General features: G+C 68.7%; 16 protein-coding genes. 10 read left to right on the forward strand and 6 right to left on the reverse strand.

All coding sequences use genetic code 11. The features are described 5' to 3' along the window. Nucleotides 1-83: 83 nt before the first annotated feature. Nucleotides 84-1,412 carry an MFS transporter gene (locus tag BJ970_RS29590; RefSeq protein WP_312864535.1) on the forward strand — a complete coding sequence of 443 codons (1,329 nt, stop codon included), beginning with the start codon at nt 84-86 and terminating at the stop codon, nt 1,410-1,412. 40 nt (nt 1,413-1,452) lie between these two features. Here the strand turns inward: BJ970_RS29590 and BJ970_RS29595 are convergent, their stop codons facing one another. Beyond that, on the reverse strand, nt 1,453-2,073 hold the full coding sequence (locus BJ970_RS29595; RefSeq protein ID WP_184730339.1) for a DedA family protein: 621 nt from the start codon (nt 2,071-2,073) through the stop codon (nt 1,453-1,455). 178 nt (nt 2,074-2,251) lie between these two features. Next, nucleotides 2,252-3,103, reverse strand: a complete 852-nt coding sequence (locus BJ970_RS29600) for a universal stress protein (RefSeq protein WP_184730342.1) — start codon at nt 3,101-3,103, stop codon at nt 2,252-2,254. A gap of 226 nt (nt 3,104-3,329) precedes the next feature. Between BJ970_RS29600 and BJ970_RS29605 the strand changes: the two genes are divergently transcribed. The 4 genes from BJ970_RS29605 to BJ970_RS29620 all read left to right on the forward strand — a co-directional run bounded on the left by BJ970_RS29605 (nt 3,330) and on the right by BJ970_RS29620 (nt 6,411). Next, nucleotides 3,330-3,737: an Hsp20/alpha crystallin family protein gene (locus BJ970_RS29605; RefSeq protein ID WP_184730344.1), complete on the forward strand. Its 408-nt coding sequence runs from the start codon at nt 3,330-3,332 to the stop codon at nt 3,735-3,737. 92 nt (nt 3,738-3,829) lie between these two features. After that, the gene (otsB, locus tag BJ970_RS29610; protein ID WP_312864536.1) at nt 3,830-4,690 is read left to right on the forward strand and encodes a trehalose-phosphatase; all 861 of its coding nucleotides are present in this window, start codon (nt 3,830-3,832) and stop codon (nt 4,688-4,690) included. Continuing rightward, entirely contained in the window at nt 4,687-5,130 is a 444-nt protein-coding gene (locus BJ970_RS29615; protein WP_184730348.1) for a universal stress protein, read from the forward strand. The genes otsB and BJ970_RS29615 overlap by 4 nt, the downstream gene beginning before the upstream one ends. 87 nt (nt 5,131-5,217) lie before the next feature. After that, nucleotides 5,218-6,411: a site-2 protease family protein gene (locus tag BJ970_RS29620; protein ID WP_184730350.1), complete on the forward strand. Its 1,194-nt coding sequence runs from the start codon at nt 5,218-5,220 to the stop codon at nt 6,409-6,411. Between the two features lie 32 nt (nt 6,412-6,443). On the opposite strand, the gene BJ970_RS29625 is transcribed toward BJ970_RS29620, so the two are convergent. Next, nucleotides 6,444-7,397: a nitroreductase family protein gene (locus BJ970_RS29625; RefSeq protein WP_221468312.1), complete on the reverse strand. Its 954-nt coding sequence runs from the start codon at nt 7,395-7,397 to the stop codon at nt 6,444-6,446. Nucleotides 7,398-7,585: 188 nt separating this feature from the next. Next, nucleotides 7,586-8,194, reverse strand: coding sequence for an HdeD family acid-resistance protein (locus tag BJ970_RS29630; protein ID WP_246471888.1), 609 nt, complete (start codon nt 8,192-8,194; stop codon nt 7,586-7,588). Nucleotides 8,195-8,417: 223 nt separating this feature from the next. Here BJ970_RS29630 and BJ970_RS29635 point away from each other — a divergent pair, with 223 nt between their 5' ends. From BJ970_RS29635 to BJ970_RS29645, 4 genes are all read left to right on the forward strand, one after another. Continuing rightward, nucleotides 8,418-9,443, forward strand: coding sequence for an Acg family FMN-binding oxidoreductase (locus BJ970_RS29635; RefSeq protein ID WP_184730352.1), 1,026 nt, complete (start codon nt 8,418-8,420; stop codon nt 9,441-9,443). Nucleotides 9,444-9,794: 351 nt separating this feature from the next. Continuing rightward, on the forward strand, nt 9,795-9,929 hold the full coding sequence (locus tag BJ970_RS39125; protein WP_281399645.1) for a hypothetical protein: 135 nt from the start codon (nt 9,795-9,797) through the stop codon (nt 9,927-9,929). Between the two features lie 353 nt (nt 9,930-10,282). Continuing rightward, complete coding sequence (locus BJ970_RS29640; RefSeq protein ID WP_184730354.1) at nt 10,283-12,076, forward strand: serine/threonine-protein kinase; 1,794 nt, start codon at nt 10,283-10,285, stop codon at nt 12,074-12,076. Nucleotides 12,077-12,202: 126 nt separating this feature from the next. Next, the gene (locus tag BJ970_RS29645; RefSeq protein ID WP_312864537.1) at nt 12,203-12,976 is read left to right on the forward strand and encodes an FHA domain-containing protein; all 774 of its coding nucleotides are present in this window, start codon (nt 12,203-12,205) and stop codon (nt 12,974-12,976) included. A 328-nt stretch (nt 12,977-13,304) separates the two neighbouring features. Here the strand turns inward: BJ970_RS29645 and BJ970_RS39130 are convergent, their stop codons facing one another. After that, entirely contained in the window at nt 13,305-13,430 is a 126-nt protein-coding gene (locus BJ970_RS39130; protein WP_281399646.1) for a hypothetical protein, read from the reverse strand. A 23-nt stretch (nt 13,431-13,453) separates the two neighbouring features. Here BJ970_RS39130 and BJ970_RS29650 point away from each other — a divergent pair, with 23 nt between their 5' ends. Then, entirely contained in the window at nt 13,454-14,851 is a 1,398-nt protein-coding gene (locus BJ970_RS29650) for a sensor domain-containing diguanylate cyclase (RefSeq protein WP_246471889.1), read from the forward strand. Nucleotides 14,852-14,863: 12 nt separating this feature from the next. Here the strand turns inward: BJ970_RS29650 and BJ970_RS29655 are convergent, their stop codons facing one another. Next, nucleotides 14,864-16,369, reverse strand: a complete 1,506-nt coding sequence (locus BJ970_RS29655) for an aromatic amino acid ammonia-lyase (protein ID WP_184730357.1) — start codon at nt 16,367-16,369, stop codon at nt 14,864-14,866. Nucleotides 16,370-16,380 lie beyond the last annotated feature (11 nt).

The raw sequence follows: 16,380 nt of genomic DNA on the forward strand, positions 1-16,380 counted from the left end.
TTTTCCAGCATTCTTGGCGCGTCGGGTTGTATCGCTGCGGGTTTCGACTGGCTGCGCCCGGGATGAGCTGGTCTGATCGTGCCGTGGTTAGGTCTGTCAATACCCCGAGCAGAGCTCGTCGGGACGTGCATGGGGTGATCAGCTGGGCGCTGTGGGACTGGGGTTCCGCAGCGTTCAACACCGTGATCTTGACATTCGTCTTCACGGTGTACTTGACCGAGTCGGTAGCCGCTGACCCGAAAAAGGGGTCGGAGGCCCTCGGCCTCGCGCTCACCATCGCAGGCGTGTGTATCGCGCTGGTGGCGCCGGTGACCGGTCAGCGCAGCGATGCCGGCGGGCGGCGCAAGCAGTGGCTGGCGGTGCACACCGCGCTGGTGGTGGCCAGCACGGCGGGGTTGTTCTTCGTCCAGGACAGCCCGTCGTACCTGCTGCTCGGGCTGGTGCTGGTCTCGGTGGGCAGCGTGTTCTCCGAGTTCGCCACCGTGAACTACAACGCGACGCTGCTGCAGGTCTCGACGCCGGCGACGATCGGGCGCATCTCGGGCTTCGGTTGGGGCATGGGTTATTTCGGTGGGCTCGTCGCGCTGGTGGTCGTGCTGATCGGGTTCGTGCAGCCCGAGGTGGGCTTGTTCGGGGTGACCGCCCAGGACGGGATGAACATCCGCGTTGTCGCCTTGTTCGCGGCCGTGTGGTTCGCGGTGTTCGCACTTCCGCTGTTCTTCTTCGTCCCCGAGGTGGAGTCTTCCGGTGAGCCGCTGCGAAGGGCCTTCTTGGGCAGCTACGTCGTGCTCGGGAAACGGCTGGCGCGGATGTGGCGCACCGAACGGCGCACGTTGGGGTTCCTGGTCGCCAGCGCGATCTACCGGGACGGCCTCGCCGCGATCTTCACCTTCGGTGGCGTGATCGCCGCCGGCTCGTTCGGCTTCACCGCCAGCGAGGTGGTGGTCTTCGCGATCATCGCGAACCTCGTCGCCGGCCTGGGCGCCTTCCTCGGCGGACGGGCGGACGACCGGTTCGGCCCGAAGACCGTCATCGTCACGGCGCTGGTCGGGCTGGTCGTCGTGGGCGGGGCACTCGTGGTGCTGCCGGGCAAGCCGGCGTTCTGGGTATGCGGCCTCATTCTGGCGACCTTCCTGGGACCCACCCAGTCGGCCAGCCGGACCTTCCTGGCCCGCATCGCCACCCCCGGGCGGGAAGGCGAGGTGTTCGGGCTCTACGCCACCACCGGGCGAGCCGTGAGCTTCCTCGGCCCCTTGGCCTTCAGCGGCTTCATCGCCCTGGCCGGAAGCCAGCGTGCGGGCATGGGCGGCATCGTCGTGATCCTGTTGATCGGACTCCTGGCCATGCTCCCGGTGAAAGCTCCCGAGAGATCCGGCAGGACCGACGAGGTGACGACCGGCGACGCCCGGTGACCGGCGCAGGCATGCGCTTGAGGACAGCTGTGCCGGGTGTTCACACGGTCGTGCCGAGCGGCTTCTTGCGGCGGCGGTGGCGCACCGCGATCCAGATCGTCAGTGCGGCGACCACCAGACCGGAAACCAGCAGCAGGATGCTGGTCGTATCGTGGTGACCGCTGACGATCCGGCCCGCGCCGTAGGAAGCCGGTCCGACGGCCAGGACGAAAGCGGTCGTCGTGATCAGGTTCCACACGACGAATTGGGTGAACTTCATGTTGGCGGTGCCCGAGATCATCGCCGTGGTGACGAACACCGCCAGTCGTCCCCAGGTTTCGTAGAGCCGTTCGCCACGTGCCAGGAGTTTCTGTCGTTGCTCCTGCCTACGGCCGGGGCGCTCCATCAGCCGACGCCCCCACCGGAAGCCGATCTGATAGCCCACGATCCCACCGGCCTCTCCGCCGAGCACCGCGGCGATGAGCACCGCCGCGAGGTCGAGGTGGCCCTGGCTGGCCAGCACCGCGCCGCCGCCGACCGCGAACGTCCCGATGAACGGCATCCCGGCCGACGAGAGCAGCACCAGGGCGAACACGGCGAAATAGGCCCAGACGCCGTAGGGCTCGCCGGCGTTCTCCTGCGGCGCGCTGAGCTCGACCCAGTCGAAGAAGGATGTTGGCATCGTCGACACCTTGCCGGGCAAACAGATCTCGCATCCGGGTGCTCCGGGAGTCGGACCGCTGACGCCCGAGATCGAAGCACGCTGACCACTTTCGTCATGATTCTGCGCCACATCACGATCGGCGACCCGGGGCCTTTGGGCCTGGGATGCGGATCCCCGGGACGCGCACGGTGAATGTTCAACGGGGGTTCGGTCGTGCGATCAGCACCGGGCACGGCGCCATATGCAGCAGGGCCCGGCTGGTCGACCCCAGCAGCATCCCCGTCATGCCGCCCCGGCCCCGGCTGCCGACGACGATCAACTGCGCCTGCTCGCCGTGTACCTGGAGGTAGCGCACCGGCCGGTCCCGTTCCACCACGCGACGCACCTCGACGTCCGGGTATTTCTCCTGCCATCCGGCCAGACGTTGGGCGAGCACCGAGCGCTCGGTCTCGTCGATCGACGCCCAGTCGCGATCATCATCGAGGGGCAACCAGGGCTCGATGCCGACGTCGATCCAGACGTGAACCGCCACCAACGGCACCCGGCGGACGGCGGCCTCCGCGAAGGCCTCGGCCACCGCGGCCTCGCTGACGCGGGATCCGTCAACGCCGACGACGATCGGGCTGGTCTCGGCCGGTTCCGGTGCCCGGCCGCGCACCACGACAACGGGGCACCTCGCGTGCATGGCGACCGTTTCGGCGGTGGAGCCGACCGGCAGGCCGGTACGTTCACCGAGGCCCCGGATTCCCACCACGACCCGGCGGGCGCGCTCGGATTCCTCGACGAGCACGGCGTGCGGGACTCCCCGGCGGAACTCGGAGATCGTCTCCACCCCGGGGGCGGCGTCAGTGGCGATCTGCGTTGCGGTGGACAGCCAGCCTGCACGGTCGGTGTCGTCGCCGGCACCGATTTGGTCCGGAAGCGAGTCCGGTCCGACGCAGATCAGCCGGAGCGGCACGCGGTGCAGCACGGCGTCGACCGCTGCCCACCGCACAGCCGCCAAGGCCGACTCGGAACCATCGACACCCGCGATGTGGGCCTTGCGCATGTGCGCCCCCTCCCCCATTCGACCGTACGACGGCGCCGACACGGCACAAGTCGACCGGCCTCAGCGGAGTCGTTGTTCCCGCGAGCACTGCTCGCGGCCCCCTCCGGTTTCGCGGCCAAGCGCGTCCGGGTACCCGCGATGCGTCCGGCACGAACGGCCGACCGACGGGTCGGCGCGGCTCGCACGCCGGACGCCGACAACGTTCATCTGTCGCCTGGAGGACACCATGACCAGCATGCTGCCTCGGCCGAGTCGAGGATTGCCCGACCTCTTCCAAATGTTCGAAACCGAGTGGCCGTTCGGCGAACGGCATGCGATGCGGGTGGAAACCTTTACCGACAAGAACCAGTTCGTGGTCCGCTGCGAACTGCCCGGCATGGATCCAGACGAGGACATCCACATCAACGTCGAAGGCAATCAGCTCAAGATCACCGCCGAACGCGAGTACGAGGAACGCACCGACCAGCACAGCGAGTTCCACTACGGCTCGTTCAGCCGCACCCTGCTGCTGCCGAGCAGTTGCGACACCGAGAACATCAAGGCCGAGTACGAAGCCGGAATCCTCAGCATCCGCATTCCGCGGAAGGAAGCGGAGCGGAGCAAGGAAATCCCGGTCGCGCGCAAGGGCAAATGAACCGGTGAAGGCGTGGCGGACGGCGGCCACGCCTTCGCCTTCGCGTCGGGTGGGTATCCCACAAGCACGTCGTGCCAAGGCATGGAGTCACCGTGGCTGCCACCAACATCGATCCGCGCCGGCACAGTGCGCAGCGCCGCCTGTCCCGGGTCCCCGACGGGCTGGAAAGCTGGGACGAGATCGCCGGACGCCTGCGAGGCCGGCCGCCGGTGGTGCTGCTGGACTACGACGGCACCCTCGCGCCGATCTGCGACGACCCGGCCAAGGCCACGATGCCCGTCCGAACCCGGGAAGTCCTGCAAACGCTCGTCCGGCACTGCGCGGTGGCGGTGCTCAGCGGCCGGGACCTGCAGGACGTGCGCCACCGGATCCGCGTCGACGGGCTGTGGTACGCGGGCAGTCACGGGTTCGAACTCGTCGGTCCCGGCAACGTGTCGGTCGTGCACGAAGCGGCCGAGCGAGCCTTGCCCGATCTCGACGAGGCCGAGCGGCGCCTCTCGTGCGAGCTGGAACCGGTGGCCGGCGCGTTGGTGGACCGCAAGCGATTCGCACTCGCCGTGCACTACCGCAACGTCCGGCCGGACGCGGTCGATCACGTGATCTCCGTCGTGCACCGGATCGGCGATGAGATGCCCACGCTCCGGGCCACGCACGGCCGGCGGGTGGTGGAGTTGCTGCCGAACATCGACTGGAACAAGGGCCGAGCACTGCGCTTGGTACTGGACCGGTTGAATGCGCAGGACGCCATGCCCGTCTTCGCCGGGGACGACTACACCGACGAAGACGCCCTGCACGAGATCCATGACGACGGCATCGGCATCGTGGTCCGCAGCGCCGAACACGGCGACCGCCTGACCTGGGCCCACTACTCGGTCGAGGACCCCCTCGCCTTGGGCGGCCTGCTCGCCCGCATCGCATCGTTGGTCCGAACATGGTCGGGGAGGCAACCATGAGCAACGAAAACCGGTACACCGTCGTGGTCGGCGTGGACGGATCACCGGCCTCAAAGGCCGCACTGGGTTGGGCGGCCTGGCATGCGGGCCTGGTCGGCGGGAGCATCACCGCGATCATGGCGTGGCACCTGCCGATGATCTACAACTGGGAAGTTCCCGGCCCCGAGGGCCTTGAGCACGAGATGGCGAAGAAGTTGAGCGCTTTGATCGACGAGGTCGCCGCCGACAAGACATCGGTGCAGGTGCGCAAGGAGATAGCGGAAGGCCATCCCGCACGCGCGTTGCTGGACGCGGCAGACGAGACCCAGGCGGACCTGATCGTCGTCGGCAACCGGGGCCACGGGGGATTCACCGAGGCCCTGCTGGGTTCGGTCAGCCAGTACGTCGTGCATCACGCCCGGTGCCCGGTGGTAGTCGTCCGCGAGCCCCAGCGCGCCTGATCGCCGCTTGGCGGTGCCAGGCGCGGAAGGCCGGGCGGCGAGGCACACTGGAGGCGACGCTGATTCCGGCGGATTTCGGGGGCTGGCATGCGCGGTACGGTCCCGGTTGGGCGGGTCGCAGGGGTGCGGATCGGGCTGCACTGGAGCGTAGTCGGCATCGTCGCCCTCGTCGCCGTCGGGCTGGCCGCCTACCAGCTGCCGTTGGCCCTGCCCGGGCACTCCCTGCTCGCGTACGCCGTGACCGGGGTGAGCACTGCCGTTCTGCTGGTCTGCTCGTTGCTGGCGCACGAACTCGCGCACGCGATCGTGGCCCGCCGCAACAGTCTCGTGGTGGAAGGCATCACGCTGTGGCTGCTGGGCGGGCTCGCTAGGCTTCGGAGCGAAGCGCGAAGTGCCGGCGTCGAACTCCGCGTCGCGGTGGTGGGGCCCGCCACCAGCGCCGGGCTCGCCCTGGTGTTCGGCGCGCTGGCCTGGGTCGTGAGCCGGCTGGGCATCGATGACCTCGTGGTGGCGGCGCTGACCTACCTGGCCCTGTTGAACGCCTTGCTGGCTGTGTTCAACCTCGTTCCCGCTGCTCCCCTGGATGGTGGCCGCGTGCTGCGCGCCGCGTTGTGGATGTGGCGCGGAGACCGCTTCAAGGCGGCCGTGTGGTCGGCGCGCGCCGGGCTCGGACTCGGCTACCTGCTCATCGCCGCCGGTTTCGCGCAGTTGATCGTTCGAGGCGGCGAGGGGCTGTGGTGGGTTCTGCTGGGGCTGTTCATCGCGAATGTGGCCTTCGCCGAGGAACGGCAAGCACGCGTGGGAATGGCACTGGCCGGAGTTCTGGTGCGCGATGTGATGTCGCACCCGGTCGAGACCGTCGACGGCCGGACGACGGTCGCCGAGTTCCTGGGTTGCGAACACGGGCATGCCAGCTTCCCGGTGCGGGGTGAGGACGGCGGGATCGACGGACTGGTCACCCTCCGCCGCATCCGTCGCCTCGCCGCCGGCGATCAACCGCGGACCACGCTGCGTGAGGCCGCCTGCCCGGTACAGCGAGTTCCCACCGCGACAGCGGAGGAACCCCTCGCGGCGGTCCTCCCCCAGCTATCCGACTCCACCGACGGCCGCATCCTCGTATTCGACGAGGGCCACTTGGTCGGCATCGTCTCCCCATCGGACATCAGCCGCGCCGCCGCCGAACACGGACTGCACATCGGGGTACCGGCGGCGGGGCAGCCGACGGCGGTTCGCCAACCTCCGCCGAACTGGTGGTACCCGGGCCAACAGCGCCCCCGCTGATCCCAGCCGGGACGGGATGTAGGTGTAAGCCATCAACGCCCCGGTACGACGGCGTAGCCGAATCGCATCAGCACTTGCGGCACCACCGTCAATCCGAGCGCAGCGGCCAGCCCGGTCCGGACTTCCGCCAGGTGCAGCGGTTGCGTCATGACCGAGGCGGCCAGGCCTCGGCTGATGGCCTCCAGCCACGCCCGCTCCACCGCCTCGCCCGCCCGGAGGTGGTCGTGCGGCTCGTCGCCACGGGTGCCGACGACGAGCACCGCCTCCTGCTGGATCCGCGCTGTGAGCAGGGATTCGTCGGGAAGGCGAGTGCGGGAGGTGGTCAGCCCGACCGCTGCCAGCCCCACCGCGCCGAACACGGCCCGCGGCAAACCGGCCGCGCCTGCGTACAGAGTCGTCCACATCGCCAGCTCTCGTTGGTACTCGGCGTTGCCGCGGAAAACGCGGGCCGCGTAATCGAGCAATCGCGCGATGGACAACGCCTCGGCGGCATCCGAGATCCATCGACCGGTCACCCCGGGCGCTGCCAATGCCTCCAGCACGGCATCACGGGCGTCATCGGGGACCGGCCGAAGATCGAAGGCGTACCGGTGGCTTCGGCGGTCGGAAAGCGCGCGACGTCGACGGTTCTCCATTTCGGTCGGCTGGACCCGCCGGGTGCCGGTGACACTCGCGGTCACCAGTCCGTCGGCGACAGCGATCTCCAAGTCCGCGGCCCACGCCAGGCCGCGCATCGCCAGCACCAGGTTCGTCAGCGCCGCACCGCACGAAATACGCCGGTCCCGCCCGTGCGGGTCGTGCCGAGCCAACGGCCCCACCGGACGTTCGCGCAGCACAGCGGTCCGGTCGTGGATCTCCACCGACCAAGGACGGCTATCGTGCACCGAAGGAGCACAGTGGACTGCCTCTCCCAACACGGCTGCCTCACCACGCGACCACGCGTCTTGGCGTGGACTCCGGTACTGCTCGGCCCTGGCGACACTCATCGGGCACCTTCTTACTCCGGGTTTCAAGCCCTCGGCCAGGGGAGATGGTCACAACAACGCGCTCGGTACCAGCCGGGCGCAGGGCGATCTTCGGACTGGGCATGATCGTCGGTTCCACCACTGTGGACGTTGCGGACATCCGCCACCGTGCTCGACACCCGCGATACCGACTGGACACCGATCTCCGGCTATGCGGGCGCCGGACCCGGGTGCGCCGGGGCAGCCGCAGGGGCCGCGTGGGGGCGCATCCGAACGGCTCGCACCGACGAGATGACCCCGTACACCACCAGCCAAATGCCGAGAATGTAGGTCAGGGTCACCAGCCCGATGCCGGGATAAACCAGCAGCGCGATGCCGGCGAGCACGCTGAGCAGCCCGGACGCGATCGCCCATCCCCGCGACGCAACGTCCGCGTGCACAACCGCGTGGAAGGTTTCGATGAGGCCGCTGACGATCCAGAACAGCCCCAGCACCAGTGGGAACACCGCGATGGCGGCCAACGGCGACCGCAACACGACGACACCGGCGACGATGGCCAGCACGGCCAGCAGGACCTGGCTGAAACCGGCTTCCCGATAGGAACTCACGGCCTTGACGAACCAGAAGATCCCGCCCACGAACAGCTGGGCCCCGAAGATGATGGCCAGGGTCAGGACTGCCGGACCCGGCCACACCAGCGCGAGGATGCCCGCGATCAACGTCAGGATCCCGAATGCCAGCAACCATTCCCAGGACCGCCCGAGCCGGGCCAGCGGTTCGGCGGCAGACGCAGCGACCTGCTCCGATGTGTTCGACATGGTGACCTCACCTGAGCTCGTTTTCCCCAAGGTTGCGGGGTGACCCGACACGGTCCAAGGGCCCAACGACCTCAAACCAGCCAACCGGGCCGTCCACGGCCCCGGCGGATCGGCCCCCAGCCCGCCGGGTGCCTGGGGTCGAGGTGACGATCGGCTCTACTTCGGGCGTCCCCCCGTCTCGCAGGCTGGAGCCGGCGGACGGGGAACGAGCGAAGAGGTCGCGATGAACCTGCACATCTCGCCCATCGGGAACCTGACTGCCGATCAGGTTCGAAAGGCCCTGCTCGCGGCCGTCGCCGCGCCGTCGCTGTGCAACAGCCAGCCCTGGCGGTTCCACTGCACCTCCCGCGCCATCGAGTTGCACGCGGACAACGAGCGCAGGATCCGGACGGCCGACCCCGAGCGCCGGGAGCTGTTGCTCGCATGCGGGGCTGCCCTGTTGAATCTGCGGCTGGCGATCCGAATAGCGGGGGTGCACCCGGACGCGCGCATCCTCCCGGACCGCACACACCCGGACCTGCTCGCAACCGTGCGTCCGGCGGGATTGCGACCTGCCACGCCGCTCGACCGTGCGCTGGCGGCGGCGATTCCCCGTCGGCACACGAACCGCCGACCTTTCCTTCCCGAACCGGTCCCGACGCCGCTACGCAACCAGCTGCGACAGGCCGCCGAAGGCGAACGCGGCTGGCTGGCAATCCTGGACGGGACACGGTTGGCAGACTTGCGGCGGCTCCTGCACCGGGCGCACCGGACCCAGTTGGCCGACGCCGGCTTCGTCGCCGAATGGCTGGAGTGGGTCGGGCGCGCCCCAGACACTTCCGACGGGGTGCCCGTCCGCAGCAGTGGCCCGCGGCCCGAACCGCAGGACGAGTGGGTGCTCCGCGATTACGGCGCGGGAAAAGCGGCTCCCCGCGTGGCGGGGAAGGACTTCGAACCGGAGCCGCTGATCTGCGTGCTCGGGTCCTTCCAGGACTCCGTGACCGCGCAGTTGCAGGCCGGGGTGGCGATGCAGCGGGTGCTGCTCACCGCCACCGACGCCGGGTTGTCGGCTTCGTTCCTGTCCCAGGTCGTGGAGGTTCCGGCGACGCGGACCGAGCTGCGCACCCTGCTCGGCGGCTGGGTGTGGCCACAAACCGTGCTGCGCTTCGGCTACGGGTCACCGGTGCGCGCCACCCCACGGCGTCCACTCGAAGACGTCGTCACGTGCGAACCCGCACCGGCCGCGACACCTTCCGGCAGAACCAATTAGGCACTCCCGATACCACCACCGTGTGGAGACTGGTGAAGGGCTCACCTTGAACAAATTAATTTGCGAAGAATTCCCATCGCCCACCAACGCCCGGCATTCACCGTCCCGGTGTTCGGCCATGCGGTAGTCGTTGTCGAGTCCTCCGGTTGCGAGCTACGGTGAGGAGTAGGCGCCGGCACCGAGAAGCCGATGAGGCATTGACGTGGTCTGGATTGAGGAAATGATCGCGCCTTTCCGGCCCGGCAGCATCGGACTTCCGGAACCGCGCAGGTGTTGCTTTTTGTGCAGCACGATCGCAATTGCGATCCAACAGAAATAACCGCACTCGTCAGGACCGAACGAGGGATCACGATGAAGATCAGCACAATCTTCAGCAACGTACGCGGTCGGGGCTGGGGCGACGACGGCGGCGGCTGGGGCGGCTGGGGCCGCTGGGGTCGCAGGCACCACCGGCGCCGCTGGGGTCGCTGGGGCTGGCGCTGGTAATCCTCAGCTTCTGGGCCGCTGAAACACCTAGCCTTACCACGTAATCGAATTTTCCGCGGTAGCTTTCGCTTGTGCGCAAGCGGAAGCTACCGCTCATTGGAGCAGCGCTGCAAACGACCTGCTGACGCGGGTCGACTCGACCCGGTGAAGGCAGCCGCCATCCGGGTGAGCCCGAACCGCGCGCTCGCTGCGAAGTCGAACTCTTGATCCGCGGCAACCCCACCGCACGCCAGTCGACTAATTGATTTCGCCGCGTTTTTCTTCGGGACCGGTCCCGAACCCGGTGCGCGGTGCAATAAGGTGGCCCCGTTTCGCGCATCAGGCGGGCGCAACTCGCAAGCATCGGAGGTGCCGTGCGGCCCGGTCAGTTGATCAACGGCCGATACCGGCTGGCGGAGCCGATCGGTTCCGGGGGGAACGGGGTGGTCTGGCGGGCCGTCGACGAAGAGCTGGATCGCTCGGTCGCGATCAAACGTGCCCTGTCGCCCGACAGCGAGGACAGCGTCGAGCGAATCAGGCGCCTGCGGCGCGAGGCCAAGATCCTGGCGCAGGCGAACCACCCGAACGTCGTCACGTTGTACGACGTGGCCACCGATGGCCCCGAATGCTGGCTGATCATGGAGCATGTCCCGGCACCGGATCTGGGGCGGCACGGCACGCTTCCCCCGGAGCGGGTGGCTCGGCTCGGGGCCCAGCTCGCAGGCGCGCTGGAGGCGGTGCACGCCAGGGGCATCGTGCATCGCGACATCAAGCCGGGCAACGTGCTCGTCACCGACGACGATCGCGCCAAGCTCGGCGATTTCGGAATCTCACGTGTCGTGCACGGCGAGGTGACGCTGACCGACACCGGCCTGCTGACGGGGACTCCCGGTTACGTCGCCCCCGAGGTGGCCAACGGCGAGGAGCCCACGAAGGCTTCGGACGTCTTCTCGCTCGGTGCCACGCTGTTCGCCGCCGTCGAGGGCGTATCGCCGTTTGGAGCGGCCGACAATCCGCTGATCCTGCTGCGCCGAGCGGCTGCCGGTAACGTCTCCGCGCCATGCCGTGCCGGGATGCTCGCACCGGTGCTGTCCAAGCTGCTGCGCGTTAACCCCGCAAAACGGCCGACAGCCGCCGAAGCCCGGAAGCTGCTGGAAAACCTCGCCGACAGCACAGCGGCCGGCACCCGCCTGAGCCGCCCATCTCGGCGTCGGCGGTATCGGATGGCCGCGTTGGCCGCCGCAGCCGTGGCCATGCTGGCGGTCGGTGACTGGCTGGTGTTCGATTTCTCGCTCCGCTCGGCGAACAACGCCGCCCCGGAGCCGCGCGGCCGTCCGGTCGGTCTCGGCGATCCCCGCACCGCGGATCCCTGCGCCCTCACCGATCCGGCCGCCCTCGGCCGGTTCGGTGAAACCGACCAGGACACCGACTATGGCAACTTCGACCGCTGCGACGTCATCGTTCAAGCGGGCGGCAGCGAAGTGGACCTCAAGGTGCAATTCGCCAATGCGACGGATGCGGCTCTCCCGGGGCCGGTCGAGCAGGCGGGCGAGATCGGCATCGTGCGGGAGCCCGCGGCCGGCGATGAATGCGAGCGGACGCTGCTGCTTCCCGACCGCTTCCGGGTCGTGATCAGCGCGAAGCAGAACGGCGAGGGCGTGGCCGACCTCTGCGGCATCGCCGAAACGGCAACCGCGAGCGCGGTCCGGGTGGCGTCCCTGGGTGAGATTCCGCGTCGGGCGACGCCGGAGCCCGCATCCCTGATCAACGCGGACGCCTGTGCGGTGCTCGACAACGAGGCGCTCACCCGTTTTCCCGGTGTCGATGCGATCAACCCGCAAATCGGCTTCGGCGGCTGGACGTGCCGGTGGAGGAGCACCACGAGCCCGCTCTCGCTGGTCGTCCGCTTCGACCGGAACCAGCCGTTGAACGCCGCCGACGGGCGGCCGATCCGGCTCGCCGGGCACCGGGCCTTCGTCGAACACGATGGCTACGGGGACAAGTCGTGCCAGGTCAGCGTCGTGCACCGGCCCTACTTCGCCCGGGACGCGGAGCCGATGGTCGAACTGCTGCTCGTCGTGGTCACCGGCGATCGCCCTCCAGAACAGCTCTGCGGGCTGGCCACCAGCCTCGCCGAGCCCGCCGCCGCCGGACTTCCGCCGACATGACCACGGCAATGCCCGCCTACGCCCACACACCAGGGCTCGGGAGGGCTCCCGGCCGGGCCTGGCACTCTCGGCGACAACGCTGGGAGCGGACGTCTTTCGGGGGTCGATGTGCACGGAAACCTTGAGGTGGCCGGGGGTCGTCCGCTTCCAGCCGGACACGACAGCCTGGCCTTCGGCGTGCCGACATCGGTGCCGGGCACCATCTACGCCCTCGCGATCGCGGGCGGCATCACGGTCCGGCCGCGGGACGGGCGCACGATCCTGTTCGGTCGCAACCGGCCGGAAGTGCACGTCTGCATCGGCGAGAACGACCGGCGGATCAGCCGGCACCAGGGCTTGTTGACCTACCGCCACGACAGCTGGTGGGTCGACAACACCGGTCGGCTGCCGATCCGGCTACCGGGTTCCCGGCTGCTTTTCACCGACGACGAGCCGGTTCCGCTCGCGGCCGGGTATACACCGCTGTTCGTCCGCGGCTCCAACGAGCGCGAACACCTGCTGGAATTATTCGTGGCGGGGCCGGACGGGCTCCAACCGACGTCGCGACACAACGATCCCACCCAGCCGCCCAAGACCTGGAAGCTCTCCCCCACCGAGAAGCTCATCCTGATCGTCCTGGCCCAGCGGTACCTGCTGCACGAGGCGCATCCGCAGCCGTTGTCCTGGCGGCAAGCGGCCCTGCACCTCGCCGAACTGGACCCGGACGCCGGGTGGACGGCCAAGCGGGTCGAGCACGACGTCGTCGCGGTCCGCGCCCGGCTGTCCAAGGACGGCGTGCCCGGACTCACCCGGGAGGAAGTGGGCGAGCCGGTCGGCAACAGCTTGAACCACAACCTGATCCACGAACTGATGAGCGGCGGCACTCTGGTGCCCCCCGACCTGTGCCTGCTGGATCAATGACCGGCGGCTGGCCGGCACCCCTGCAAGGCGATCGAGCGCTGGGGCGAGCACGCCTGTCAACGCGCCCGCGGGGGCTCCGGATCAGCAAATTTAGGTAGGTAAGTCAGTAGTTCTCACGCGGCCAATGTGTGCGACCCTGCGGAGGGTAAATGCCACAACCCCGACACCCCCGACGCTCGAGGTCGGCATGCCTCCATACAGCCATCATCGAATCGCCCGTTTTGTTCGTTTCGCAAACCAAGCGCCCCGTGCCACCTGCGGTTGCCCACGCACGCGGCGTCAACGGCTGACGTGCGTCATCGTGCGGCCCGACACCGCACTGCGGCAGTCAGCCCTCGGTCGCTTTCGCGTGCTCGGTCACCCAGGCGCCGACCGCGTCGCGGACCTCGATGCACTCCTGCGCGAACGCGATGGACCGACGGTAGACCGTTTCCGCCTCGAGGCAGAACGCCATCAAGACAATCCCCTGGATATCTGATGCGATCTTCCGAATCCGAGTCGGCCGGCCTCGCCACGCAGTGGAGAACGCTGCTGGATCACGCCGCGGTCCCGATGGCCCTGCTGGACCTGCGCGGCCACTTCATGCATGTCAACGACGCGCTCTGCCGGGCGCTGGGGCATGAAGCGGACAGCCTGATCCGCCGCCCGCTGGACGACTTCACCATCGCAGCGAATTCGGGGCAGGCTCCGGACACTAGTGCCGCCCTGTGCCGACAAGGCGGAATGACCAGGGAGCGGCTCCTCAGGCGATCCAGCGCCGACATCGTCCGCGTGCTCCAATGCACATCGGTGATCCACGATGCCAACGGCAAGCCGGGCTTCCTCCTCGCGCAGTTCCAGGAGACCACCGATCTTCCGGCATTCAGCGCCCTCTGGCGCCGCGCGTTCAACAACGCTCCCATCGGCATGGCGTTGCTGGATCTCAACGGACACTGGACCGACATCAACGACGCATGGTGCGACCTGGTCGGCTACAGCAGGCAGGAAATGGTGGGGATGCGCTATTCCGACATCACCTACGCCCAGGACCAGGAACGCGGGGCTGCGGCGCTCGCCGATCTCGTTTCGGGCAGGGCGACCACGGTCAGCTTGAAGAAGCGGTACCGGCACAAGAACGGCCGCCCGATCTGGGTGCTCGTCCGGTCCAGCGTGGTTCCCGGTGCCGACGGCCGCCCGGCGTACTTGGTCAGCCAATGCGAGGAACTCAGCGAACGATGCGTCTCCGACGCGCAGCTCGCCCACCTGGCGCTGCACGACCCGTTGACGGGCCTGGCGAACCGCGCTCTGCTCGCCGATCGCCTGACGCAGGTTCTCACCGAACTCAAGCGGGACGGCGGCGTGGTCGCGGTGCTCGTCGCGGACCTCGACGACCTCAAGCCGGTCAACGACACACATGGTCACGCCGCCGGCGATCAACTCCTCATCACGGCCGCCGACGAGCTGCTGAACGCGGCGCGCCCGGGCGACACCGTGGCCCGGGTCGGCGGCGACGAATTCGCCGTCGTCAGCCGGGTGTCCGATGTTCAGGCGGCAACGGAATTCCGGGACCACATCGCCCGGAGTCTCGCGACCGAACGCGAAACGCCGCACTACCGGCTGAGGGTCCGGGCGAGCGTCGGGCTGGCCACTACCGCCGATCCCACCACGCGACCGGAGGAGCTTCTTCACGACGCCGACCGCGACATGTACCGGCGCAAGAACGGCGCGCGCGGCACAGGGACGGCATCATCGGCGAACTGCCCGAGCGGTCGGTGCGGGCGAACGGCGTGCGTCGAGCCCGAGGCACGGACCCCGAAACCGCGCATTTCGCCGAATTCCGCCGGAAACTGTACCGGGACAACACATTTCGAGCCGGCCTCGCAGCACTCCCCGTAGGGGCCCCGGCGGCTAACGGACAGACGCTGAACTCCCGAACACAGCGATCTCGTCGACGAGGGCGGCCGCGGCCGCGACGTCCGCTGACAACGGGCGGTCCCGGACATCTGGATCGAGTACGCGACAGGCTCTCTCGTACACGGCTCGCACCGGCTGTGCCGGGCTAGCGCCGCGCAACCGGTTCGCGCGGACTGCGGCCACGAGTTCGCAGGCAAGGACGAGCCGATACGCTTCCTCGGCGCGCTGGATCTGCTTGGCCGCCTGGGAAGCGAAGCTCGCGTGCTCTTCGGCCCCTCTAGACAGCACGATGTGGCCAAGCGTTGCGGGAAACGCCGCCGCACGTAGCTCGGCCAGGGCGGAGCCCACGCCGTATTCGAGCATCATGATTCCCGAACTGCCCGGCGGGCCGGACGCCAGGAAGGAACGCAGTCCGGTCATCTCGGGTTCGGCGAGCATCGACAACCTCCCCGCCGACAACTGTGCGGTGGAAAGCATCGCCAGCCTCAACCGGTCCAACGCGAGGGCCAGCCGGGCGGCGTGGAATCCGCCGTGGTGGCGCACTGTTCCGGCCGTGATCAACGGATTCTCGCCGGCGGTGTTGAGTTCCACGGCCAGGACCGATTCGGCGTCCGCCACCGCCTCCAGCGCGGGGCCGTGCACCTGGGGAAAGCACCGCAGTCCGAACGGGTCCTGAACGCGATGCCCGCATGCTACGCGGCCGCCGAACCACGTCAGCATTTCCTCAGTGACCCACGATGCACCGATATGCGGATGCGCGGCGTGCACCTCTGGTGCGAACGGCTCGGTCGAGCCATCGACCGCGAGTAACGTCAGCGCGGCGACCGGAACAGTCGCGTGCAGGAGTCCGCGGACCGCGCCGACCGCAAGGGCCGCCTGGGCGATGGTCAGGGCATTGCTGCTGATCAGTGCCAGGGCATCGCCATCGGCCAGGACGACTGGATCCGGAGCTGGGCCGGTACCGGCCCACCTGACCTCTCCCGCGAGAGCCAGTCCCAGCTCGGCCAGCGGCCCGAGATCACCGGTGCCGACCGCGCCATGCTCGTGGACCTCCGGGTACGCCCCGGCGTTGAGCGCCCGCACGATCGCTTCGGCTATGGCGGGTTGCAGGCCCGAGCCGCTGCACAGCACCTGGTTCACCCGCACCGCCAGCATCGCGCGGACGTCCCGCTCGGGCAGCACGTTCCCGATCCCGCTGGCGTGGCTACGCAGCAGCCGCATCCCGTGCGCCGGCCTCCCCGGCACGGCTTCGGAACGGTTGGCGCCGACACCTGTGGTGCGCCCGTACACCGGCCGCGTGACCGCCTCCGGCGCGGTCAGCCGACGTTGGTGGAGCCGGTCCAAGCCAGCAGGTGCCACACCGACCGCGACTCGGCGATCCGCGATCCGGACGACATCCTCAATGGACAGTGCCGTTCCGTCGAGGAGCACGAGGTCCGCGTGCGCGTTTCCGGTGCGGGCACCGTGCATCGTCGGCACCGCCCCCTGGATCGCAGTCATGTCTCTCCCTT

This window comes from Saccharopolyspora phatthalungensis (assembly GCF_014203395.1).
Classification (GTDB): Bacteria; Actinomycetota; Actinomycetes; order Mycobacteriales; family Pseudonocardiaceae; genus Saccharopolyspora; species Saccharopolyspora phatthalungensis.